The 22772-nt window shown below is 73.5% G+C and carries 20 protein-coding genes, 1 rRNA gene and 1 pseudogene; 15 read left to right on the plus strand and 7 right to left on the minus strand.

The features are described 5' to 3' along the window. The 4 genes and pseudogenes from rrf to AB0O15_RS46220 all read left to right on the plus strand — a co-directional run. A 5S ribosomal RNA gene (gene rrf / locus AB0O15_RS46205) occupies positions 1 to 94 on the plus strand; the annotation flags it as partial. 349 nt (positions 95 to 443) lie between these two features. Then, the gene (locus AB0O15_RS46210; RefSeq protein ID WP_364333987.1) at positions 444 to 2258 is read left to right on the plus strand and encodes a hypothetical protein; all 1815 of its coding nucleotides are present in this window, start codon (positions 444 to 446) and stop codon (positions 2256 to 2258) included. Positions 2259 to 2347: 89 nt separating this feature from the next. Beyond that, positions 2348 to 2962: pseudogene (locus AB0O15_RS46215) on the plus strand (hypothetical protein); the annotation flags it as partial. Positions 2963 to 3567: 605 nt separating this feature from the next. Then, positions 3568 to 4566, plus strand: a complete 999-nt coding sequence (locus AB0O15_RS46220) for an HAD-IIA family hydrolase (RefSeq protein WP_364333990.1) — start codon at positions 3568 to 3570, stop codon at positions 4564 to 4566. A gap of 111 nt (positions 4567 to 4677) precedes the next feature. Here AB0O15_RS46220 and AB0O15_RS46225 read toward each other — a convergent pair whose 3' ends face one another. The 7 genes from AB0O15_RS46225 to AB0O15_RS46255 all read right to left on the minus strand — a co-directional run bounded on the left by AB0O15_RS46225 (position 4678) and on the right by AB0O15_RS46255 (position 10137). Continuing rightward, positions 4678 to 5388 carry a HEAT repeat domain-containing protein gene (locus tag AB0O15_RS46225; RefSeq protein ID WP_364333993.1) on the minus strand — a complete coding sequence of 237 codons (711 nt, stop codon included), beginning with the start codon at positions 5386 to 5388 and terminating at the stop codon, positions 4678 to 4680. An 11-nt stretch (positions 5389 to 5399) separates the two neighbouring features. Next, positions 5400 to 5858 carry a hypothetical protein gene (locus AB0O15_RS46230; protein WP_364333996.1) on the minus strand — a complete coding sequence of 153 codons (459 nt, stop codon included), beginning with the start codon at positions 5856 to 5858 and terminating at the stop codon, positions 5400 to 5402. Further along, complete coding sequence (locus AB0O15_RS46235; RefSeq protein ID WP_364333999.1) at positions 5858 to 6517, minus strand: response regulator transcription factor; 660 nt, start codon at positions 6515 to 6517, stop codon at positions 5858 to 5860. The genes AB0O15_RS46230 and AB0O15_RS46235 overlap by 1 nt, the downstream gene beginning before the upstream one ends. Further along, complete coding sequence (locus AB0O15_RS46240; protein WP_364334002.1) at positions 6510 to 7889, minus strand: histidine kinase; 1380 nt, start codon at positions 7887 to 7889, stop codon at positions 6510 to 6512. The genes AB0O15_RS46235 and AB0O15_RS46240 overlap by 8 nt, the downstream gene beginning before the upstream one ends. 2 nt (positions 7890 to 7891) lie before the next feature. Continuing rightward, positions 7892 to 8713, minus strand: coding sequence for an ABC transporter permease (locus AB0O15_RS46245; RefSeq protein WP_364334005.1), 822 nt, complete (start codon positions 8711 to 8713; stop codon positions 7892 to 7894). Next, positions 8706 to 9626 carry an ABC transporter ATP-binding protein gene (locus tag AB0O15_RS46250; protein WP_364334008.1) on the minus strand — a complete coding sequence of 307 codons (921 nt, stop codon included), beginning with the start codon at positions 9624 to 9626 and terminating at the stop codon, positions 8706 to 8708. The genes AB0O15_RS46245 and AB0O15_RS46250 overlap by 8 nt, the downstream gene beginning before the upstream one ends. Before the next feature lie 175 nt (positions 9627 to 9801). Beyond that, positions 9802 to 10137 carry an SCP2 sterol-binding domain-containing protein gene (locus AB0O15_RS46255; protein ID WP_364334011.1) on the minus strand — a complete coding sequence of 112 codons (336 nt, stop codon included), beginning with the start codon at positions 10135 to 10137 and terminating at the stop codon, positions 9802 to 9804. Between the two features lie 114 nt (positions 10138 to 10251). Between AB0O15_RS46255 and AB0O15_RS46260 the strand changes: the two genes are divergently transcribed. From AB0O15_RS46260 to AB0O15_RS46310, 11 genes are all read left to right on the plus strand, one after another. Then, the gene (locus tag AB0O15_RS46260) at positions 10252 to 11058 is read left to right on the plus strand and encodes a hypothetical protein (protein WP_364334014.1); all 807 of its coding nucleotides are present in this window, start codon (positions 10252 to 10254) and stop codon (positions 11056 to 11058) included. Next, complete coding sequence (locus AB0O15_RS46265; protein WP_364334017.1) at positions 11055 to 11303, plus strand: hypothetical protein; 249 nt, start codon at positions 11055 to 11057, stop codon at positions 11301 to 11303. The genes AB0O15_RS46260 and AB0O15_RS46265 overlap by 4 nt, the downstream gene beginning before the upstream one ends. 3 nt (positions 11304 to 11306) lie before the next feature. Further along, a complete protein-coding gene (locus AB0O15_RS46270; protein WP_364334020.1) occupies positions 11307 to 12140 on the plus strand; it encodes a TlyA family RNA methyltransferase in 834 nt (277 codons plus the stop codon). After that, positions 12137 to 13027: an NAD kinase gene (locus tag AB0O15_RS46275; RefSeq protein ID WP_364334023.1), complete on the plus strand. Its 891-nt coding sequence runs from the start codon at positions 12137 to 12139 to the stop codon at positions 13025 to 13027. The genes AB0O15_RS46270 and AB0O15_RS46275 overlap by 4 nt, the downstream gene beginning before the upstream one ends. Positions 13028 to 13077: 50 nt before the next feature. Beyond that, the gene (gene recN, locus AB0O15_RS46280; protein WP_364334026.1) at positions 13078 to 14793 is read left to right on the plus strand and encodes a DNA repair protein RecN; all 1716 of its coding nucleotides are present in this window, start codon (positions 13078 to 13080) and stop codon (positions 14791 to 14793) included. A gap of 84 nt (positions 14794 to 14877) precedes the next feature. Next, positions 14878 to 16056 (plus strand): putative cytokinetic ring protein SteA, encoded by a 1179-nt coding sequence (gene steA / locus AB0O15_RS46285; protein WP_364334029.1) that lies wholly within the window; start codon positions 14878 to 14880, stop codon positions 16054 to 16056. An 18-nt stretch (positions 16057 to 16074) separates the two neighbouring features. Beyond that, entirely contained in the window at positions 16075 to 17019 is a 945-nt protein-coding gene (locus AB0O15_RS46290) for a copper transporter (RefSeq protein WP_364334032.1), read from the plus strand. An 11-nt stretch (positions 17020 to 17030) separates the two neighbouring features. Continuing rightward, positions 17031 to 17831, plus strand: coding sequence for a hypothetical protein (locus AB0O15_RS46295; protein ID WP_364334034.1), 801 nt, complete (start codon positions 17031 to 17033; stop codon positions 17829 to 17831). Then, entirely contained in the window at positions 17828 to 19369 is a 1542-nt protein-coding gene (locus tag AB0O15_RS46300) for a lipid II flippase MurJ (protein WP_364334037.1), read from the plus strand. Before AB0O15_RS46295 ends, AB0O15_RS46300 begins: the two co-directional genes overlap by 4 nt. Beyond that, the gene (locus AB0O15_RS46305) at positions 19366 to 20448 is read left to right on the plus strand and encodes a glycosyltransferase family 4 protein (protein ID WP_364334040.1); all 1083 of its coding nucleotides are present in this window, start codon (positions 19366 to 19368) and stop codon (positions 20446 to 20448) included. Before AB0O15_RS46300 ends, AB0O15_RS46305 begins: the two co-directional genes overlap by 4 nt. A gap of 74 nt (positions 20449 to 20522) precedes the next feature. Then, positions 20523 to 22748, plus strand: a complete 2226-nt coding sequence (locus tag AB0O15_RS46310) for a hypothetical protein (RefSeq protein WP_364334057.1) — start codon at positions 20523 to 20525, stop codon at positions 22746 to 22748. The last annotated feature ends 24 nt before the right edge of the window (positions 22749 to 22772 follow it).

Consider the following 22772-nt stretch of genomic DNA (forward strand, 5'->3'; position numbering starts at 1 on the left):
AACGCCCGGTCTCATTCCGAACCCGGAAGCTAAGCCTGCCAGCGCCGATGGTACTGCACTCGGGAGGGTGTGGGAGAGTAGGACGCCGCCGGACTAAACGTTGATCGAGGGTCACCCCGAGCCGGGGTGGCCCTCGATGCGTTTGTGGACGGGTGCGACGAGAGGCGCGGCCGGCGCTGTGCGTTCCGTGCGGTGCTGTGCGATCGGTCGGTTCCGACCGGCGGTAACTTTGAACACTGAATGTTTGGAAGTCTCAGGCGACGGCCCTTGGTGGCGCGCGCCGGATCGGAAGGATTGACCCGTGACGACAGGACCGCAGGACGGCGGCTCCCAGCGCGACGACGAAGGCCAGGCAGGCCGCGGTCGCGACCGGGACGGTGACGCCAACCCTCGTGGGGACCGGGGCAATCGTTCCGCCGGCAACCGCAACGACCGAGACCGTGGTGGCGACCGTGGAGGGTTCCGTGGGGACTCGCGCGGTGGTGACCGTGGAGGATTCCGCGGTGGCTCCCAGGGTGGCGGCTCGACCGGTGGCGACCGGGGTGGATACCGCGGTGGCTCGCAGAGTGGTGGCTCGACCGGTGGCGACCGTGGTGGATATCGCGGTGGCTCGTCGAGTGGTGGCTCGACCGGTGGTGACCGGGGTGGATATCGCGGTGGCTCCCAGGGTGGCGGCGATCGTGGTGGTTACCGCGGTGGTTCGTCCAGTGGTGGTTACCAGGGTGGCGGCGATCGCGGTGGATACCGCGGTGGTTCGTCCAGTGGTGGTTACCAGGGTGGCGGCGACCGGGGTGGATATCGCGGTGGTTCGTCGAGTGGTGGCGACCGTGGTGGTTACCAGGGTGGCGGCGACCGGGGTGGATATCGCGGTGGTTCGTCGAGTGGCGGCGACCGTGGTGGTTACCAGGGTGGCGGCGACCGGGGTGGTTACCGCGGTGGTTCGTCGAGTGGTGGCGACCGGGGCGGCTACCAGGGCGGCGGCGATCGCGGTGGTTACCGCGGTGCCTCGTCGAGTGGTGGTTCGTCGAGTGGTGGCGACCGTGGTGGTTACCAAGGCGGCGACCGGGGTGGATATCGCGGTGGTTCGTCCAGTGGCGGCGACCGGGGCGGCTATCAAGGTGGCGGCGACCGGGGTGGATATCAGGGTGGCGGCTCCCAGGGCGGCGACCGGGGTGGGTACCGCGGTGGTGACCGTGACCGTGGTGGTTACCAGGGTGGCGGGTCTCAAGGTGGCGATCGCGGTGGATTCCGTGGTGGTGACCGGGACCGTGGCGGCTATCAGGGTCGTAGTGACCGGCCGCAGGGTGACCGCGGCGGCTACCAAGGACGCAGTGACCGGCCGCAAGGTGGCGGGTTCCGGGATCGGCCCCAGGGTGACCGTCCGCAGGGCGGGTTCCGGGGCGACCGCGATCGGCGTGATGACCGTGGTGGCGCCGGCCGTGATGATCGGGCCGGCGGTGGCTTCCGTGGCGGCGATCGGCCCAGCGGCGACCGTGGCGGCTTCCGTAGTGACCGGCCCACCGGTGACCGCGGTGGCTTCCGCAACGATCGGCCCAGTGGCGATCGCGGCGGGTTCCGTAGTGACCGGCCCAGTGGTGACCGTGGTGGGTTCCGTAGTGACCGGCCTCGTGATGATCGGGGTGGTTCTGGCGGCGACCGCGGCGGGTTCCGCAGTGACCGGCCTCGGGACGATCGGGGTGGCTCCGGTGGTGACCGGGGTGGCTTCGGTGGCGACCGTGGGGCTCGGCAGAGCTATCAAGGGCGGGGTGACCGGCCGCAGGGCGGCGGGTTCCGCAGTGACAAGCCCCGGGACGATCGGGGCGGCTACCAGGGTGGCGACCGGGACCGGGGCGCCGTTGGTGGCGACCGTGCGCCGCGCGACGACCGCGGTGGGTTCCGCAGCGATCGGCCGCGTGAGGACCGTGGGTTCCACAGTGATCGGCCCAGTGGTGACCGGGGTGGGTTCCGTAGTGATCGGCCCAGTGGTGACCGGGGTGGGTTCCGTAGTGATCGGCCCAGTGGTGACCGGGGTGGGTTCGGCAGTGACCGCCCCAGTGGTGACCGGGGTGGGTTCCGCAGTGACCGGCCGCGGGAGGACCGCGGTGGGTTCCGGGGGGACCGGCCGCGGGACGATCGTGGTGGGTTCCGCGGGGACCAGGACCGGCGTGATGACCGGGGTGGCGCGCGGGAGGCGTACCAAGGGAATCGCGGACCGGACGACCGGGGTGACCACCGCGGGGTTGACGGCGACCAGCTGAACTTCCAGGCGCCGGAGATCCCGGAGGACATCCAGGCCAGCGACCTCGACAAGGAGGTGCGCTCGGAGCTGCTGACGCTGTCGCGTGACATGGCCGACCGCGTCTCGCGGCACCTGGTCGCGGCGGGGCAGATCATCGACGAGGACGCCGAGCTGGCGCTTCAGCACGCCATCGCGGCGCGGCGGATCGCCTCGCGGATCGCGGTGGTGCGTGAAGCGGTCGGGCTGGCGGCCTACGCGGCGGGGGACTGGGCGACCGCGATCGCGGAGCTGCGGACCTACCACCGGATGACCGGCAAGCAGACGCACCTGGCCGAGATCGCCGACAGTGAGCGTGCGCTGGGCCGGCCGGAGCGGGCGATCGACCTGTTCCGCGGGGCCGACCGTGAGTCGCTGGACAAGACGAGCACCATCGAGCTGCTGATCGTGGCGGCGGGCGCCCGTGGCGACCTGGGCCAGCACGACGCGGCCGTGGCGATGCTGCAGGTGCGCGAGCTCACGGCCGAGGAGGACGCCGAGTGGGCGGCGCGGCTGCGCTACGCCTACGCGGACGCTCTGCTCGCCGCGGGACGTCGCGAGGAGGCCCGCGAGTGGTTCTCCCGCGCGGCGGTCGCCGACACGGACGAGACGACCGACGCGGCCGAGCGCCTCCTCGAACTCGACGGTGTCACCCTCACCGGTGACGAGGAGGACGAGGACGACGACACCGAGGGCGACGCCGAGGCGCGTGCCGACTCGGATGACGACGACGAAGACGACGAAGACGACGAAGACGACGAAGACGAGGGCGACGAACTCGCCGACGACGACGCCGAGGCGCGTGCCGACTCGGATGACGACGCAGACGATGAGGACGACGACCTCGACGGGGACGACGCCGTTGAGGCGCGTGCCGACTCCGACGAGGACGACGACCTTGACGACGCCGAGACGCGCGTTGACTCGGACGACGAGCTCGACGGTGCTGAGGCTCGGGTGGGTTCGGATGTCGACGAGGCCGACGGTGCTGAGGCGCGGGTTGGCTCGGACGAGAAGCAGGCCGGCTCTGAGCAGGGCGCGCCGGTGCTGACCGTCGACGAGGAGGATGACCTCGATGGTGAGGACGACCTCGACGACCAGACCCGGGTGAAGGACGCCGCCGATCAGGTGCCGGACTCGGCTCCCGGTGATGGGGGGCTGGCGGCTCCGGTCGTCCGGTTCTTGGATGCCGGGGAGGGCAAGCCGGATTCGGCTGCCGGTGACGCGGAGCAGAAGGCCGACGGGGACGAGTTCACCGCGGGTGGCTCGGACGTCGAAGGAGAGCGGCGGGCGTGAGTGGCGGGCTGGTCGATGCGTACGACATGGTTGTCTTTGATCTGGACGGCGTTGTCTATCTGATCGACCGGCCCATCCCGGGCGCGGCGGAAGCGATCGAGCGGCTGCGGGGCGATGGCGTGCCGGTGGCGTACGCGACGAACAACGCCTCGCGCCGCGCGGCCGACGTGGCCGCGCTGCTCACCGGCATGGGGGTCCCGGCGACGGCCGACGAGGTGCTGACCTCGGCCGGCGCCGCCGCGGCCCTGCTCGCCCAGCGGCTCGAGCCCGGTTCGCCGGTGCTGGTCGTGGGGGCGGACGCGTTGCGGGCCGAGGTCCGCGACGCGGGGCTGACCCCGGTGGAGACGTTCGAGGACAAGCCGGCCGCGGTGGTGCAGGGCTACGGGCCGGACGTCGGCTGGCGGATCCTGGCCGAGGCGGCGCTGTCCGTGCGGGCCGGCGCCACCTGGGTGGCCACCAACGCCGACCGCACCCTGCCCAGCCCGCGCGGCCCGCTGCCGGGCAACGGGTCGCTGGTGGCGGTCCTGCGTACCGCCTTGGACCGCGACCCCGACATCGTCGTCGGCAAGCCGGAGCCGGCCCTGTTCACCACGGCCGCGCGGCTCTCGGGCGCCAGGCATCCGCTGACCGTGGGCGACCGCCTCGACACCGACATCGAAGGCGCCACCAAGGCCGGCACCGACAGCCTCCTGGTCCTGACCGGGGTGAGCGGCCCGGCCGACCTGCTGGCCGCCGAGCCGGAACGCCGCCCGACCTACGTGGCGGCCGACCTGTCGGGGCTGTTCGCGCCGGCCGGCGACTCGAGCATCCCGGCCGCGGAGACGACGTCGCTCGGCGGGTGGCAGGTGACCGTCTCCGACGGCGCCGTGACCCTCGACGGGGCCGGTCGACCGGTCGATGCTCTGCGTCTGCTGTGCCCGCACACCTGGGCCGGCGCCACCGCGAAAGCCGCGTCGCCCGAGGCGCGCGACGTCTTCAGCGAGTGGGGCCTCTGAGGCTGCCGGCGAGGCGCTGCGGTTCGCACGATGCCATGCCACCGCACTTTGTCCGTCCGACGCGCGCATCCGACTCGGCCGAGGGGTTCGGCGGATGGCGGTTGGCGCTGGTCAGGCGTCGGATTGGTTGATCCACTCGACCACGGCGAAGTGGTAGGGGCGGGGGAACGGGGTGTGGATGCTGGCCAGGGCGGCGGTCCGGGCGGATTCCACCAGCTCGGGCCAAGGTGTGGCCGGGGCGAACGTGACGTTCGAGTCGCGCCGGCTGCCCTTGTGGGTTCCGGTGTCGCGGACCGACCAGTGCTGGTAGTGAAGGACGACCTGGGCGTGGTCGGCCAAGTCGTTGATGACGTCTTTCAGGCGGGCCATCGGCCAGCAGCGGGCCAAGGTGCCGGCTGTGGTCTGCAACGAGGCGGTCAAGTCGGGGATCACCTCCTGGCGGGCGCCCAATGTGGTCAGGGCGTGCCTGATGGCGATGGCGTCGGGGGTCGCGGGGTGGTCGGCGTACCCGTAGATTTCTTGGAGTTTGGGCACTGCCGGCTGGATCCGTAAGGTGCCCAGGGCCTGGGCGGCGCGGGCTCTGACCCTGGTGTGTTCGCTGGTCAGCAGGGCGATCAGGGCGGGGGCGGCATCGGTGGCGGCCAGGCGCTCGAGGACCTCGACGGCGGCCAGCTGCGTTTCGGGGCGCATGGTGGGCACGGCGGCAGTCAAGGGGAGCACCACGTCGTGGCCCAATGCGACCAGGTCGTGCTTCGCGTGGCCGACGTTCTCCGTCCAGTCGTCGGCCAGCAGGCGGATGAGGCGTGGAATCTCGCTGCTCACGAGCGTGGAGGCTACGGTGCCGGGCGTTGAGGGTGGCGGGCCGGGGGAACGGGCCGGGAGGTTCGGCGGGACACTGTGGCCAGCAGGCGGCGGACGCTGCGGGCGTGGAAGCCGGAGCTGATCACGGCCAGGCGGTACAGGGCGCCGTGCGGGCCGGGGAAGTCGGCTCGGCTCTCCGCGGACAGGCGGGACCCGCCTTCCGGGCGGGCGGCGATGTGGAAGCTCAGGGCGTACACGGAGAACAGGTGTTGACCCTCCAAGGTCAAGGCGGCCGGCTCGACGGACTCGGTGATCCGGAAGCCGGCCAGGGTGTCGCGGGACGGTTGCCATGGGCGGCTGCGGATCGCCCGGGCGTAGGCGGTGGGCAGCGGGCCGGAGAAGGCGCCGCGGACCGTTCGCAGCAAAGCCGGCCAGATCGCCTCGGGCGTGGCGTCGATGGTGACCTCGTGCACATCGATGGTGGGCAACATCAATCGACCAGACCTGATTGGTACGCGAAGACGACCAGCTGGGCCCGATCGCGGGCGGCCAGCTTGATCATGGCGCGGCTCACGTGGGTGCGGGCCGTCGCCGGGCTGACCACCAGGCGGGTGGCGATCTCCTCGTTGCTGAGGCCCTCGCCGACCAGGCCGGCGATCTCGCGTTCACGGTCGGTCAGGGACGCCAGCCGGGGGTGGGGCTTGAGGACCCGGGCCGGGCGGGCGGCGAACTCCCGGACCACCTTGCGGGTCACCGACGGGGAGAGGAGCGCCTCGCCGGCGGCGACCAGGTGGATGGCGCGTACCAGATCGGCGGGCTTGGTGTCCTTGGTCAGGAAACCGCTGGCGCCGTGGCGGAGGGCGTCGAACACGTAGGAGTCGACCTCGAACGTGGTCAGCACCACGACCCGGGTGCCGGAAAGCTCGGGGTCGGCGGCGATCCGGCGGGTGGCCTCGATGCCGTCGATGCCGGGCATGCGGATGTCCATCAGGACCACGTCGGGGCGCAGGGCGCGGGCCTGGTCGACGGCGGCCAGACCGTCGGCGGCCTCGCCCACCACGGTCAGGCCGTCCTCGCTGGCCAGGAGGGTGCGCAGACCGATGCGGACCAGGTCCTGGTCGTCGGCCACGAGTACGCGGATCTCAGACATCGGCGGCTCCGGGGTTCTCGGCTTTCGACCCGCCGGCGTCGGGTTGCGCGGCTGTGTCGGTCTGCGCTGCGTCGGGCTGCGCTGCGTCGGGCTGCGCTGTGTCGGGCTGGGCGGCGGGAGAGGGCGGCGGGGGGTCGGGTGATGCGGTGGAGTTGGAGTGAGGCATGGGAAGGGTTGCGGTTACGGCGAAGCCGCCGGAAGGGGCTGGGCCGGCCGCGAGGGTTCCGCCGAGGGCGGTCACCCGTTCGCGCATGCCGATCAGGCCGTGGCCGTCGGTGGCCGAGGAGCCGGTCGGTCCGTGACCCGTGTCGGTCACCGTGATGGTGAGCCGGCCGCCGGCCTGCTCGACGCGGACCTCGGCGGTGGCCGAGCCGGCGTGACGGAGGACGTTGGTCAGCGATTCCTGCACGACGCGGTAGGCGGTGAGATCCACGGCTGTCGGCAGCCCGGTCACCGGACCCGACACGGTCAAGGAGACGGGGACTCCGGCTGAGCGGGTGCGGTCCAGGAGCGCGCCGAGGCGGGCGAGCCCCGGCGCGGGTGTCCGGTCGTCGACCTCCTCCGGCCCGCGACGCACCGCGCCCAGGGTGACCCGCAGCTCGTCGAGCGACTCCCGGCTGGTCCGGCTGATCGCCGAAAGCGCCGCCTCAGCCGTCGCCAGCGCCGCCTCGACCGCGGCATCGGACGCGGCGGAAACCGGCGCCGGCGGAGCGGGCGATGGGGTGGCCGATTGAGCGGGCGACGAGGTGGCTGGCGGAGCGGGCGAAGGGGTGGCCGCAGGAGCGGGCCGGCGTTTGGCCAGGATGTGCAGGGCGATGTCGGCCTGCATGGTGATCGCGGCGAGGCCGTGGCCGACCACGTCGTGGACCTCCTGGGCCACGTGCAGGCGTTCGGCGTCGGCGTGGCGGCGCAGCTCGTCGCGGCGGGTCTGCACGCGTTGCTCGCGGGTCACCCGGACGGTCACGCCGATGGCCAGCGGGACCACCGCCCACGCCGAGACCGGCGCCGCCGCGACCAGGCCGAAGCCGGTGCCGACGGCGCCGCACACCACGATCAGGACCGACGCTGTCCCGGCCGCCGCCGCCGACACGCGCAGCGTCCGGTGGGCGGCGACCGTGTAGACCGCGCAGGCCACGCTGAACAGGATCGGGCCGTAGAGCAGACCCATCAGCGTGTACGCGCAGACGGCCGCGACCGTGACACCGAGCACCGGCAGCGGGAACCGCCGCCGCGCCACGATGGCGAGCGCCGCCACCACCACCGGCACGTAGGCCCACCAGCCGTCCGGGGCGAGGCCGACGTTGCGGGACGCCGGCGCCGTCCCGGCCACCCCGGCCAGGAGCAGCAGCAGCGCCAGCAACCCGTCGACCACCTTCACAGGATGTCACGCCGGCGGAGCAGCAGGCCGCCCAGCGCGGCGAACACCAGCAGGTACGCGGCCAGCACCCACGCCGCCTGCCCGCCGCCGACGACGGCCGCGACACCTGGGGTGTCCGTGCCACCGCCGAGCGCCGCCACCAGCGAGCCGGCGTTCGGGCCGGGCAGGCCCTTCTGCGCCTGGGCCACCCAGTCGAGCAGCGGCGCCGCGATCAGCGTCAGCAGGTTCTGCACCGCGAGCATCCAGACCAGCCCGAGCCCGACCGGCAGCGCGACGCCGCGCAGGGCGATCGCCAGCAAGGCGCCGAGCACCGTCCACATCGCCGCGATCAGCCACCCGGCGCCGATCCCGACCAGCACGTCGGCCGCCGGCGGCCAGTTCATCGGCGCGCCTTCCCCGTACCCGATCAATGCACTGGCCGTGGCGCCGGCGGCGAACACCATGACCACCGCGGCCAGCGCCGCCAGCAGGGCCACGATCAGCTTGGCGGCGTAGACGCGCAGGCGCGACGGGTCCTGGGTGAGCACGGTCTTCCAGGTGCCCCAGGTGTACTCGCTGCCGACCGTGAGCACGCCGAGGATCAGCATCAGCGCCCCGAGGAAGACGGGCAGCCCGCCGATCGCGTTACCGACTAGTTGGTCGGGAAGCATCGCCGCCAGGCCGCGGTCCGCTGTGGGGCCGGTGGTGCCGCCGGCGTACCCGGCGTACGGGATGACGTAGGTGAAGATCAGCGAAACCGTGAGCGCGACCGCCAGGAGGGTCCAGATCGCGGGCCGGCGCAGCAGTTTGCGCGCCTCGGCGCGGATGTCGTCAAGCATGAGCGGGCACCTCCACGGGTGAATCGGCGGTCAGGTCGAAGAAGGCTTGTTCGAGGCTGCGTTCGTGGACGGTGAGCGAGTGCACGGCGATGCCGGCGTGCACCAGCGCGGCGTTGATCTCGGGCGCGCGGGCGGGGGAGACGGCGAGGTCGAGGCCGTCGTCGCGGACACCGACCGCCTCCGCGCCGAGCAGGGTGCGTGCGACGGCGGCGGCCGAGGGGAGGGGCGAGGCGACGATCCGGAGGGTACGGTCACCGCGCAGTTCTGCCACGGTGCTCTCGGCGACCAGCCGCCCTCGCGAGATGACGCCGACCCGGTCGCAGAGTTCCTGCACCTCGGTCATCAGGTGGCTGGACAGCAGCACCGTGCAGCCGGCCGCGCCGAGCCGCTTCACCAGCAGGCGCATGTCGGCCATGCCGGCCGGGTCGAGGCCGTTGGTGGGCTCGTCGAGCACCACCAGCCGCGGGTCCTTGAGCAGGGCGGCGGCCACGCCGAGACGCTGTTTCATGCCGAGCGAGTAGGTGACGTAGCGGTCGCGCGCCCGGCCGGTCAGGTCGACCTGGTCGAGGACCAGCGCGATGCGGTCGTCACCCACCCGCGCGTGCCGCGCCATCGCCTTGAGGTTGTCCAGGCCGCTGAGGTACGGGTAGAAGGCCGGCCCTTCGACCAGGGAACCGACGCGGGCCAGGTGGCCGGGCTTCCCGGGCGGCACGCCGAACAGCCGCACGTCGCCGGATGTGGGCCGGATCAGCCCGAGCAGCATGCGCAGCGTGGTGGTCTTGCCGGCGCCGTTCGGGCCGAGGAAGCCGTAGACCTCGCCGGCCCGTACTTCGAGGTCGAGCGCGTCCACGGCGGTCAGGGAGCCGTAGCGTTTGGTGAGCCGATGGGCGGCCACCGGGATCGGGGTTGTCATGTCCCGAGACTCGTCCGCCCGGTCGTCGATGACGTCCGACGAGGCGCGGCTTCCGGTGTACGTCAGGCTGCGTAGTCGCCGAACGGCGGTGTGCGCCTGCGGTTTGCGATTGCAGTTTTGCTACAGCAACTTGCTACAGCAAAACCGCTACCGCAAAACGGCTACAGCGAAACCGCTACAGCAGCTTGCGCAGCTTGAGCAGGTCGAACGGGTTGGCCTTGATCTTCACCTGGCCCGAGGCGACCGCGCGGGTGACGTCGAGGCGGCCGTTCACCAGGGCCACCAGGTCGTCGCCGGTCGCGATCAGGGCGATCTTGGCCTTCGGGTCGTCGCCGTCGGCGATGTCGACCAGGAGGCCGTCGGCGAGGCGGGCGTGGAACGCGGTCTCGAGGTCGGTGACGCGGGCGGCGAGCGTACGGTCGAAGTCGAGCTTGCCCCGGCTCTCGGCGTTGCGTTCCAGGCGGGCGGCGAGGTCGTGCAGAGCCTGCCGGCAGTCGTCCACCGTGGCCATCGAGCTCTCCTTAGTTCAGGGCTTGATCTACGACACCGCTGTTGACGCACGGTACCGCACACGGTGGCGATCACCCGACCGGTAGCGTGGCACCTGACGCGAAGGAGGGCGATCATGCAGGACGCATGGCGGGCGTATCTGGAGATGGCGCTCGGACTGACCGAGGTGCCGCGCAAACGAGCGCAGAAGGTGGCCTCGGAACTGGTCAACCGGGGTGGCGCGACGGCCACCCAGCTGCAGGGCCTGGTCGAAGACCTGTTGACCACGGGTGTGCAGAACCGCGAGGCGCTGACCAACATCGTGCGCTTCGAGGTCGACCGCGCGCTGGGCATGGTCGGCCTGGCCACTGCGGACGAGGTGAAAGATCTGACCACGCGCGTCCGTGACCTCGAGAAGCAGCTGCGGGTGGCGCAGGCGCGAGCGACCGCGGCCGAGCACGTGACCGGCCCGGGCGCCGGTGGCGACGTGCTCGACAAGCCGGCGCCGCTCCCGGCGAAGAAGGTCGCCAAGAAGGCGGTGAAGAAGGTGGCTCCGACCCCGGACGGCGCGGTCAAGGCCGCTCCGGCGAAGGCCGCTCCGGTCAAGGCCGCTCCGGTCAAGGCCGCTCCGGTCAAGGCCGCTCCGGAGAAGGCCGCTCCGGCGAAGAAGGCGACACCCAACCGGATGCCGGCCGCCGCGTCGCCGCCCGCGAAGAAGGCCCCCGCGCCGGAGAAGGCGACCTCGGCCCCGCCCGCGGGCACGGCCGAGGCGCCGGTGGCGAGCGTGGTCGACGCGGCCGCCGCGACCGAGCTGCCGCCGGTGAAGAAGGCCACGAAGGCGCCGGTGAAGAAGGCCGCGGCTAAGGCCACCCCGGCGAAGAAGAGCAGCCCGGCCAAGAAGACCAGTCCCGCGAAGAAGACGCAGCCGGAGGCCGGCCAGTGAGCTATCCGACGCCCGGGCCGCGGCCCGGTCCGGTTCCCGGCCCGCCGTCCGGTCTGGTTCCCGGCCCGCCGCCCGGCTTCAACCCGCTGCCCGGCCGGTCCGACGGCGAGACCGGTCACCCGGCCGTGGACGGGATGCTGGCCGCGCTCGAGAACGCCGCGCAGCTGCCCCCGGCCGAGCAGATCGCCGAGTACGAGGCGGCGCACGACGTCCTGCGCGAGACGCTCGCGAGCATCGACGGCTAGTCGATGGCCCGTCGTGCCCGGCTCGACGCCGAACTGGTCCGCCGCAAGCTGGCCCGGTCGCGGGAACAGGCCGCCACGCTCGTCGCCGAGGGCCGTGTGCGGGTGCGTGGCACCGTCGCGCACAAGGTCGCCGCGATGGTCGACCCGGCCGACCCGGTCGTGGTCACCGGCGAGGATCCCAAGGACGAGTACGTGTCCCGGGGCGGCCACAAGCTCGCCGGCGCCCTGAAGGCGTTCGGCGGCATCACCGTGAAGCAGAAGCGATGCCTGGACGCGGGCGCCTCCACCGGCGGCTTCACCGACGTGCTGCTGCGCGCGGGTGCTGCCCACGTGGCCGCGGTCGACGTCGGCTACGGGCAGCTCGCCTGGCCGATCCGCACCGACGACCGGGTGCTCGTGGTGGAGCGCACCAATGTCCGTACGCTTACCCCCGACCTGATCGGCGGACAGGTCGACCTGACCGTGGCCGACCTGTCGTTCATCTCGCTGCGGCTGGTGCTGCCCGCGCTGGCCGCCTGCACCGCGCCCGACGGTGACCTGGCGCTGATGGTCAAGCCCCAGTTCGAGGTGGGCAAGGAACGGGTCGGCGCCGGCGGCGTGGTCCGCGACCCGGAACTGCGGGCCGAGGCGGTGCTCGACGTCTGTGCCGCCGCGGCCGGGCTGGGCCTGGGCGTGGCCGGGGTGACGGCCAGCCCGTTGCCGGGGCCGAGTGGCAATGTGGAGTTCTTCGTGTGGTTCCGCCGGGACGGGGTACCCGCCGACGCCGAGCGGATCCGCGCGGTAGTCGCCGCCGGCCCGTCGGGCCGGCCAGCTTCTGAGGTGGAGGACGTTTCATGACCCGTGCTGCCTTGCTGGTCGCCCACACGGGACGCCGGCAGAGCGCCGCGCACGCGCGGACCGTCGCCCAGGATCTGCTGGCCGCGGGCTTCGAGGTGCGTGTGCTGACCGAGGAGGCCGGCGACCTCGACTTCCCGGCCGGGGTGGTGCCGGTCAGCGACGACCCGGCCTCGGCCGAGGGCGTGGAGATCGCGGTCGCGATGGGCGGCGACGGCACCTTCCTGCGGGCGGCCGAGCTGGCCCGCCCGGCCAAGGTGCCGATGCTGGGCATCAACACCGGGCACGTCGGCTTCCTGGCCGAGGCCGAGACCGGCGACATCGACCGGGTGATCGAGGACGTGGTCGCCGGGTCGTACACGGTGCACGAACGGCTGACGCTGGACGTGCGGGCCGAGTACGACGGCCGGCTGATCGCCGAGTCGTTCGCGCTCAACGAGGTCAGCGTCGAGAAGGGACAGCGCGCCCAGATGCTCGAGCTGCTCGTCGACGTGGACGGGCGGCCGCTGTCCCGCTACGGCTGCGACGGCGTGGTGTGTGCCACGCCGACCGGATCCACGGCGTACGCGTTCTCGGCCGGCGGCCCGGTGGTGTGGCCCGAGGTGGAGGCGCTGCTGCTGGTCCCGATCAGCGCGCACGCCCTGTTCAGCAAGCCTCTGGTGACCGCGCCCACCTCGATCTTCTCGATCACCGTCGACCCGTACACGTCGTTCGCGACCCTGTGTGCTGACGGCCGGCGCACCTGGGACCTCCCGCCCGGCGCGCAGATCACCGTGCAACGCGGTGACCTGCCCGTACGCCTGGTCCGGCTGGCCCCGCGCCCGTTCACCGACACCCTGGTGGCCAAGTTCGCCCTGCCGGTGGATGGTTGGCGCGGGAATCGACGCTGATCCACAGCCCTGGTGGGCATTCGTCACACGGTCCCACTACTGTCTGCCCTGTGCTGGAGGAACTGCGGATCACCGGGCTCGGTGTCATCGACGACACGACCCTGCACCTGACCCCGGGGATGAATGTCATCACGGGCGAGACCGGCGCCGGCAAGACCATGGTGGTGACCGGTCTGGGCCTGCTGTTCGGCGGCCGCGCCGACGCCGGGCGGGTACGCGCCGACCCGGGCCGGGCGGTCGTCGAGGGCCGGTTGCGGCTGAAGGGCTCGCTGGCCGGGGCGGTCGCGACGCGCATCGTCGAGGCGGGCGCCGAGGTCGACGACGACGGCAGCGTGCTGCTGAGCCGTACGGTCACGATCGAGGGCCGGTCGCGCGCCCACGTCGGCGGCCGGAGCATGCCGGTGTCCGTGCTGAGCGAGCTCGGTGAGAACGTGCTGGCCGTGCACGGGCAGTCCGACCAGCTGCGGCTGCTGCGCCCGGCCGAGCAGCGGGCGGCGCTCGACCGGTTCGCCGGGCCCGACCACGAGAAGCTGCTGGAGACCTATCGCCAGGCGTACGCGTCGTGGCGGACCGTGGTCGACGACCTGGCCGACCGCCGGGCCAACGCCCGCGCCCGCACCCAGGAGGCCGAGCTGCTCAAGCTCGGCCTCGACGAGATCACCCGGGTCGATCCACAGCCGAACGAGGACGACGACCTGCGGGCCGAGGTGCAGCGCCTGGAACACGCCGAGGGGCTGCGGGTGGCCGCCATGCAGGCCGCGGTGGCGCTGGCCGGCGGCGTCGAGGTGACCGAGGACGCGCCTGACGCGACCCAGCTGCTGGGCACCGCGCGCCGCACGCTCGAGGCGCAGGCCCAGGTGGACGCGTCGCTGGGCGACCTCGCGGCCCGCATCGAAGAGGCGGCGACGCTGGTCGGTGACGTCTCGGCCGAGCTGTCGACCTACCTGAGCTCGCTCGACGCCGACCCGGCCCGGCTGGAGGAGATCTACGAGCGGCGGGCCGCGCTGCGCGGGCTGATGCGCAAGTACGCCGACGACGTCGACGGCGTGATCGCCTGGGCCGACAACGCCCGCACCCGGCTGGCCGTGCTCGACTCCTCCGACGAGCTGCTCGAAGAGCTCGACAAGGAGCGCCTGCGTCAGGAGGCGCTGGTGCTCGACCTGTGCGGGCGGCTGACCGCGGCCCGTCAGGAGGCGGCCGGCCGGTTCTCCGAGGCGGTCAGCGTCGAGCTGGCCGGGCTGGCCATGCCGCACGCCCGGGTCGAGGTGGCCGTGGTCGAGCGGTCCGACGGCCCGGGACCGGATGGCGCCGACGAGGTGGAGCTGCGGTTGCTGGCCCACCCGGGCGCGCCGTCGCTGCCGCTGCAGAAGGGCGCGTCCGGTGGTGAGCTGTCCCGGGTGATGCTGGCCATCGAGGTGGTCTTCGCCGGGGCGGGTGGCCCGCCGACGCTGGTCTTCGACGAGGTGGACGCCGGGGTCGGCGGCACGGCGGCGGTCGAGATCGGCAAGCGGCTGGCGCGCCTCGCGCGTACCCATCAGGTGTTGGTCGTGACCCACCTGCCGCAGGTGGCCGCCTTCGCCGACACCCACCTGGTGGTCGCCAAGGACACCGGCGGGGCGATCACCACGAGCGGTGTGCGGGTCGTGCAGGAGACCGACCGGGCCCGCGAGCTGTCCCGGATGCTGGCCGGCCTGCCCGACTCCGACCTGGGCATCGCCCACGCCGAGGAACTGCTGGCCGTGGCGGGCAAGGAGAAGCGAGGCTAGGCAGCCGCCATTTGCCCCTTTTGGGGGTGAGTTCAGGCATGTCGCGGGTGAGCAGGGTGAACGCCCGTGACAGGATGGGCGGCGATGCGACTTCCCACCTTGCGCCGGACCCGGACGGTCGAACCGGGAGCCCTGGCCGGCACCGCCCGCGTCGACCGCCGGACCAAACGCCTGGTCGGGCGGCTTCGCCCTGGCGAGATCGCGGTCATCGACCACGTCGACATCGACCGGGTGGCCGCCGACTCACTGGTCGCGGTCGGGGTGCTCGCGGTGCTCAACGCCAAGCCGTCGATCTCCGGGCGATACCCGAACCTGGGCCCCGAGGTGCTGATCCAGGCCGGCATCACGCTGATCGACGACCTCGGCGAGGAACTGCTCGAGAAGGTGCACGAGGGCGACCTGGTCAGCATCGAGGGCGACACCGTGCTGCTCGACGGCGAGGCGGTGGCGAGCGGGGTCCGGCAGGACGCCGAGATCGTGGCCAAGGCCATGAAAGACGCCCGCGAGGGCCTGTCCGTGCAGCTCGAGGCGTTCGCCGCGAACACCATGGACTACCTCAAGCAGGAACGTGACCTGCTTTTGGACGGCGTCGGCGTTCCCGAGGTCGAGACCAAGATCGCCGGGCGGCACGTGCTGATCGTGGTGCGCGGCTACGACTACAAGGCCGACCTCGACGTGCTGCGGCCGTACATCCGCGAGTTCAAGCCGGTGCTGATCGGCGTGGACGGCGGGGCGGACGCGCTGGTCGAGAACGGTTACAGCCCCGACCTGATCATCGGGGACATGGACTCGGTCACCGACGACGTGCTGCGGTGCGGCGCCGAGGTGGTCGTCCACGCGTACCCCGACGGTCGCGCTCCGGGCCTCGACCGGGTCCGCGGCCTCGACGTGCCGGCCCTGACCTTCCCGGCCGCGGCCACCAGCGAAGACCTGGCGATGCTGCTGGCCGACGAGAAGGGCGCGTCGCTGATCGTCGCCGTGGGCACCCACGCCAACCTGGTCGAGTTCCTGGACAAGGGGCGCGGCGGCATGGCGTCCACCTTCCTCACCCGGCTCAAGGTCGGCGGCAAGCTGGTCGACGCCAAGGGTGTGAGCCGGCTCTACCGGCAGAACATCTCCGGCTCGTCGCTGCTGCTGCTGGTGCTGTCCGCGGTCGCGGCGATGGCCTCCGCGGTGGCCGTCTCGACGGTCGGCAAGGCGTACCTCGCCGTGGTCTCCGAGTGGTGGGACAATCTCCTGTTCCAGCTCGGCCACCTCTTCTAGCTGTAGGGACCGTTTCCCGTGATCAACTTCCGGTACCACGTGGTGTCGCTGACGGCGGTCTTCCTCGCCCTGGCCATCGGGTTGGTGGTGGGCACCGCGGCCCTCAACGGCCCGGTCGCCGACAGCCTCAAGGAACAGGTGCAGTCGGTCAGCAAGGACAACAGCAACCTGCGCGACCAGCAGAACCAGTACCGCGACGAGCTGCGCCGGGCGCAGGTGTTCTCCACCGAGGTGGCGCCGGCGCTGCTGAACGGCAAGCTGACCGGCCGCAAGATCCTGGTGCTGGCCCTGCCCAACACCCAGAAGTACGCCGACCAGGTGATCGCCATGCTCCAGGTGGCCGGGGCGACGATCACCGCGAAGGTCTCGGTGCAGGAGAAGTTCTTCGAGCCGGTGAACGGCGTCGAGCTGCTCGACCTGGCCGAGCAGGCGTCCCAGCCGACCGTGCCGGCGGCCGGGCTGCCGATGAACAGCGACGGGGTGGAGACCTCGAGCGCGCTGCTGGCCCGGGCGCTGCAGCAGCAGCCGGCCCCGGTCAGCGCGGCCGACCTGACCTCGGTGCTCGCCGCGTACGCCGAGCCCGGCTACATCGCCGCCGACGAGGTGGACGGCAAGGCCCCGGCCGGCGGCGCCGAGGCCACCGTGATCGTCTCGGCGCTCCCGCCGACCGACACCGACGCGGCCAAGAAGAGCCAGAACGCGGTCATGCTGACCACCCAGTTCGCGGGCGACGACCGGCCGCTGGTGGTGGCCGGCGACGGCGCGGTCGACGGCAACCTGGTGGCCGAGGTCCGCGCCGACCCGATCCTGGTCAAGCAGATCTCCACGGTGGACAACGCCAGCTCGGCCCAGGGCCAGCTGGCCACCGCGCTGTGCGTGGTCGAGCGGGTGGTGCAGGCCAAGGTCGGTCAGTACGGCCTGGCCGCCGGTGCCACCTCGCTGGTGCCGAAGGCCGCTGCCTAGACTCGTTCGTCATGGCTCTCCTCCGTCCGACCGGCATCGGCGCGCTCGTGGCCCGCGGCGTGCTCACCTGGATCCGCCGCGACCCGCGCGCGGCCGCGCTGGAGCGCACCAACTTCCGGGGCAACACGGTCACGCTGGCCGGTGGCCCGGCCCTGGCCGCCGGCGCGACCGTCGGGGCCGCGCTGGGCGCCGGCTCGGCCCGGGTGGCGGCCGCGGCGGTGACCGCGGGCGCGGTGTCGGGTGCGGTCGGCTTCTACGACGACCTGGTCGGCAACCGGCCCGAGCAGAAGGCCGCGAAGGGCTTCGCCGGACACCTCGGCGCGCTGCGTGAGGGTCACGTGACCAGCGGCCTGGTCAAGATCGCCGGCGTCGGCGCGGCCGCGCTGGCCGCGTCCGCGCTGCTCGGCGGGCGCAAGCGGGACGTGCTGCTCGGCGCCGGCGTGATCGCCGGCACCGCCAACCTGATCAACCTGCTCGACCTGCGGCCCGGCCGGGCGCTCAAGGCCGGCATCATCGCCGGCACGCCGCTGTCCACCGGCGCGAACGGCGGGCTGGCCACCGGCGCGCTGGCTGCGGGCGCGGCGCTGCTGCCCGACGACCTCGGCGAGGAGATCATGCTGGGCGACGCCGGGGCCAACGCGTTCGGGGCGCTGCTCGGGCTGGCGCTGACCGCGCGGACCGGGACGGCCGGGCGGGCGATCGCGCTGATCGCGCTGGCCGGGCTGACCGCGGCCAGCGAGAAGGTCAGCTTCACCAAGGTCATCCACGACACCCCGTGGCTCCGCAGGCTGGACGAGCTAGGCCGTTCATGACGCGAGGGCGGGTCGCCGGGGCCGCGCTGGTCATCACCGTTCTCACGATCGTCGCCCGGCTCGCCGGGTTCGGGCGGACGGTGGTCTTCCTGCAGACCGTCGGCGACGGCGCGCTGGGCAACATCTACAACGCCGCGAACACCATCCCGAACATCGTCTTCGAGCTGGTCGCCGGGGGCGCGCTGGCCTCGCTGGTGGTGCCGCTGCTGGCCGGCGACGTGGCGGCCGGGCGGCCCGGACGGGTCGGCGAGGTCGCGTCGGCGCTGCTGACCTGGGTGCTGGCGGTGCTGGCGCCGCTCGCCGTGCTGGTGGCGCTGCTGGCCGGGCCGATCAGCGGCCTGCTGCCGGGCGTCCCGGACGAGCACCGGGAGGTGGCGGCGAGCATGCTGCGGGTGTTCGCGCCGCAACTGCCGCTCTACGGCGCCGGGATCGTGCTGACCGGCGTGCTCCAGGCCCACCACCGGTTCGCCTGGCCGGTGATCGCGCCGCTGCTGTCCAGCGTGACGGTGATGGGGGCGTATCTGACGTACGCGGCGTTGGACGGGCCGCGGACCGGATTCGGCGGGCTCACCCGTACCGGTGAGCTGATCCTCTCGGCCGGGACCACGCTCGGTGTGGTCGTGCTGGCCCTGTGCCTGCTGATCCCGTTGCGGAGGCTGCGGCTGCGGTGGCGGCCGAGCTTCCGGTTCCCGGGCGACGAGGGGCGCCGGGCGGTGCGGCTGGGCTGGGCCGGCGCGGTCACCGTCGGGTCCCAGCAGGTGATGATCGGCGTGGTCATCCTGCTCGCGGTGAGCGGCGGGCTGACCGCCTACAACGCCGCCCAGACGGTGTTCCTGCTGCCCTGGGCGGTGCTGGCCGTGCCGCTGGCCACCGCGGTGTACCCGACGCTGTCGGCGGCCGACCTCGACGGCTTTCGCGCGGCGCTGGCGCCGGTGGCCCGGTCGGTGGTGCTGCTCGCCGGGCTGGGCGCGGCCGCGCTGTACGCGCTGGCCGACCCGGTCGCCTACCTGGTCGGCACGACGTCGGCCGCGCCCGGGATCCGCGGGTTCGCCGCCGGGTTGTTCGGGTACGCCCTGTTCGCCCTGCTGTCCCGCGCGCTCTACGCCCGGGGCGCCACCCGCGCGGCGGCCGCCTCGACCGCGGCCGGGTGGGGGGTCGCGGCGGTGGCCGCCGTGGTCCTGTCCGCGCTGTCGGGGGAGGGGCGTCAGGTCCTCGTGCTCGGGCTGGCCAACGCGATCGGGATGTCGGTGATCGGCCTGCTCCTGGTGCTCGCGGTCCGCCGCCACGCCGGTCCGGCGTCGCTGAGCGGGCTGGGCCGGGCGATGGCGGCCGGTATCGTGGCGGCGGTCGTCGCGGCGCTCGCGGGCTGGGCGGTGGCCCGGGCCGTCGCCGGCGCGATGGGGCCGGGCGTGGGCAGCAGCCTCGTGCAAGGCTTGGCCGGCGGCGTGGCGGTGCTCGCCGCCTACGCGGCCGTGGTCGTCGCGCTGGACGGGCCGGACGTCCGCGCCATCTCGATCAGACGGAGGGGAAGAACGTGAGCGGCACGGTGGCCCTGGTGCTGGGCTCGAGCACCGGTGGGGTGGGCAACCATGTCGCCTCGCTGGCCCGTGGCCTGGTCGCGGCCGGGCGCCCGGTCCTGGTGTGCGGGCCGTCGGCCACCGACGAGCTGTTCGGCTTCACGGCCGCCGGCGCCACGTTCGCCGCCGTCGAGATCCCGCCCAGCCCCGGCCCGCAGGACTCCGGCGCGGTCCGCGCGCTGCGGCGCGAGCTGGCCGGCCAGGACGTGACGGTGATCCACGCCCACGGGCTGCGGGCCGGCCTGGTCGCGGCCCTGGCCCGGATGTCCCGGCCGCTGATCGTCACGCTGCACAACGCGGTGCTCGGCAAGGGTTTCCGGGCCAGCGCCTCATCACTGGTCGAGCGGATCGTGGTCCGCAACGCCACGCTGGTCCTGGGCGCCTCGGAAGACCTGGTCGAGCGGGCCACCGCCCTGGGCGGCACGGCCCGGCTGAGCCCGGTGGCGGCGCCCGCCCTGGCCCCGCCGAAACGGTCGCGGGCCGCGGTGCGCGCCGAGTTCCGGTTGCCGCCCGAGGTCCCGATGATCCTCTCGGTCGGCCGGCTGCACCCGCAGAAACGCTACGACGTGCTGATCGGCGCGGCCGCCCGGTGGCGCTCGCTGACCCCGTCCCCGGTCACCGTGGTCGCCGGGTCCGGGCCCAGCTATATGCCGCTGGCCCAGCAGGCCAGCGAGACCCACGCCCGGTTCTTCCTGCTCGGCCGGCGCGACGACGTGCCCGACCTGCTCACCGGGGCCGACCTGGCCGTGGTGACCAGCGACTGGGAGGCCCGGCAGCTGTTCACGCAGGAGGCGCTGCGGGCCGGGGTGCCGCTGATCTGCACCGCGGTGGGCGGGCTGCCCGGGCTGGTCGGCGACGCGGCCGTGCAGATCCCGCCCGGCGACGTGGACGCGCTGGACGCCGCGGTCCGCCGCCTGCTCGACGACCCCGCCCTGCGGGCCGACTACGCCGCGCGGGGTCCGAAGCGGGCCGCCACCTGGCCGGACGAGGCCGACACGGTGGCCGACGTGATCGCCGCGTACGACGAGGTGGGTGGGTGAGGTTCCGGCCGTTCCGGACGCTGCCGCGGCGCGGGGTCAACCGGCTGCGGCGGCTGCGCCGGCGCGGGCTCCCGGTGCGGCGGATCCGGGGCTGGCTGCCGTACGCGCTGGTGCTGCTCGCGGCCGCCGCCGGGGTGGGCGCGCTGGCCGTACGCCCGGCGCCCGGCCCGGCCAAGCAGCCCCTGGACTACGTGGTGGTGGCCGGCGCCGCCGGCCTGCGCTGGGACGACCTCGACCCGCGGCTGACCCCGACGCTCTGGGCCGAGGCGAGCAAGGGCTCGGTGGGCTGGCTGTCGGTGCGATCCGGGCACCGGGTGACCTGCCCGGCCGACGGCTGGCTGACCCTGGGCGCCGGCAACTACGCCGCCTGGAGCACCGACCGCGTGCCGGGCCAGTGCCCGCCGCTGGCCCCCGCCCTGACCGAGCCGGACAACCTCGGCGCGAACCTCGAGCAGCAACGCGGGATCGTGCAGAACAACCAGACGATGCCGTACGGCGCGGTGCCCGGCGCGCTGGCCGAGTCGGTGCGCTGCACGGTCGCGGTCGGCCCGGGCGCGGCGATCGCGGCGGCCCGCCCGTTCGGCCGGGTGGACCGGTACGAGGCCGAGCTGCCCGCCGACGCCAAGGCCCTGCTGTCCTCGTGTGTGCTCAGCATCGTCGACCTCGGCACCGTGGCCGGGGCCGGTGAACAGCGCCGGGCCGCCGTGGCCCGGGCCGACGCCCTGCTGGCCCGGGTGGTCGCCGGCCGGCCCGATCGGTCGCTGATCGTGGTGGCCGGCGTGGGCGGCACGTCCAGCACGTCCCGCCTGCACGTGGCGATGGCCGAGGGCGAGGGCTGGGACGGCGGCTGGCTCACCTCGGCCGGCACCGGCCGCGAGGGTTACCTGCAACTGGTCGACCTGGCGCCGACCGTGCTGACCGCCCTCGGCCGTCAGGAGCCGCACGGCCTGTTCACCGGCCGGTCGGCGACGACCGTGCCGGGCCGCCCGGCCGGGCTCGAGGACGCGGTGCGTGGCGACCACGACGCCGACCGCCGCGCGACCGCCCAGCGCGGGGTGGCCGACGAGTTCTTCACCGCCCTGGCCGCGGCCGACCTGCTGCTGTTCCTGGCCGCTGTGCCGCTGATGGTGCGTGCCCGCCGGCACGCCGGTCCGCGCGGCCCGGCGGCGCCGTCCCGGATCCTGCTCGGCGCGCTGGAGGTCGCGCTGATCGCGGTGGCCCTGGCGGTGCCGGCCGCGCTGCTCGCCGACGCGGCGCCGTGGTGGCGGGCGGGCCGGCCCAGCCTGGTCTTCGCCGCCGTCACGCTGCTGCTGACCGCCGTCGGCACGGTCGCGGTGCGGGTGGCGCCGCGCTATCCCCGTACCCTCTGGCCGATCGGCGCGGTCGCCCTGATCGGCGCCGTGGTGGTCGGCGCCGACCTGCTGACCGGCGCGCAGCTCCAGCTCAACGGCGTGGCCGGCTATTCGGCGGCGGCGGGCGGCCGGTACGCCGGCGTCGGCAGCGTCGGCCTCGGCGTGTTCGTCACCGGCATGCTGGTGGTGGCCGGCTGCCTGGCCCAGTACATCCGCAAGCCGTGGCGGCCGGTGGTGATGGTGCTGATCGGCGGGATCGCGGTGGTCATGGTCGGCAGCCCGTACCTGGGCGCGGACCCGGCCGGCGCGATCGCGGTGACGGCCGGGGTGTGCGTGGCCGCGGCGGTCAGCGCCGGCGGCTGGCTGACCTTCCCGCGCTTCGCCTGGGCGGCCATGGCCGGGCTGGGCGTCACGATCGGGTTCGCCGTGCTCGACCTGCGCCGGCCGCCGGCCGAGCAGGGCAGCCTGGGCCGGGTGCTGACCGCGCTGGCCGACGGCACGGCCGGCCCGTCGCTGCAGCGGGCGGCCTCGGCCAACGGCCTGTCCCTGGTGGACAGTCCGCTGACCGTGCTCGCCATCATCGGCGTGCTGATGCTCGCGTTCTGCCAGTTCTCCCCGTGGGGCGGGCTCAACCGGCTGTTCGGGCTGCACCCGGCGTTGCGGGCGGCGGGCGCGGGCACGACCGTGGCGGCGCTGATCGCCGGGCCGCTGGGCGGGACGGCGCTCACCGTGGCCGGGGCGGCCGCGGCGGTGGCCGTACCCGTCGCGGTGTTGACCGCTCTGCGAGTGCTCGATCACGCAGCGGATCGGACCCGGCCCGAGGGTGAGAGCGATGGCCCAGGTGGGCCGGGTATTGCCCGAGATGTCGGGGACACGCGGGAGGACCAGCCGGAACGTGCGTCCGACGGCGAAGGTGTTACCGTGGAGTCCCGTGGATGGCGCCCATAGCGCCGGTTCGCAAGACCCTGTAGG

Source organism: Actinoplanes sp. NPDC089786 (assembly GCF_040684855.1).
In the GTDB taxonomy this organism is placed as follows: Bacteria; Actinomycetota; Actinomycetes; order Mycobacteriales; family Micromonosporaceae; genus Actinoplanes.

Bases quoted from the DNA above. Each gene is read 5' to 3' on its own strand.
- AB0O15_RS46230 (WP_364333996.1), bottom strand. From the start codon at position 5,858: ATGTTGCCCACCATCGATGTGCACGAGGTCACCATCGACGCCACGCCC.
- AB0O15_RS46235 (WP_364333999.1), bottom strand. From the start codon at position 6,517: ATGTCTGAGATCCGCGTACTCGTGGCCGACGACCAGGACCTGGTCCGC.
- AB0O15_RS46245 (WP_364334005.1), bottom strand. From the start codon at position 8,713: ATGCTTGACGACATCCGCGCCGAGGCGCGCAAACTGCTGCGCCGGCCC.
- AB0O15_RS46250 (WP_364334008.1), bottom strand. From the start codon at position 9,626: ATGACAACCCCGATCCCGGTGGCCGCCCATCGGCTCACCAAACGCTAC.
- AB0O15_RS46255 (WP_364334011.1), bottom strand. From the start codon at position 10,137: ATGGCCACGGTGGACGACTGCCGGCAGGCTCTGCACGACCTCGCCGCC.
- AB0O15_RS46260 (WP_364334014.1), top strand. From the start codon at position 10,252: ATGCAGGACGCATGGCGGGCGTATCTGGAGATGGCGCTCGGACTGACC.
- AB0O15_RS46270 (WP_364334020.1), top strand. From the start codon at position 11,307: ATGGCCCGTCGTGCCCGGCTCGACGCCGAACTGGTCCGCCGCAAGCTG.
- AB0O15_RS46275 (WP_364334023.1), top strand. From the start codon at position 12,137: ATGACCCGTGCTGCCTTGCTGGTCGCCCACACGGGACGCCGGCAGAGC.
- steA (WP_364334029.1), top strand. From the start codon at position 14,878: ATGCGACTTCCCACCTTGCGCCGGACCCGGACGGTCGAACCGGGAGCC.
- AB0O15_RS46295 (WP_364334034.1), top strand. From the start codon at position 17,031: ATGGCTCTCCTCCGTCCGACCGGCATCGGCGCGCTCGTGGCCCGCGGC.
- AB0O15_RS46300 (WP_364334037.1), top strand. From the start codon at position 17,828: ATGACGCGAGGGCGGGTCGCCGGGGCCGCGCTGGTCATCACCGTTCTC.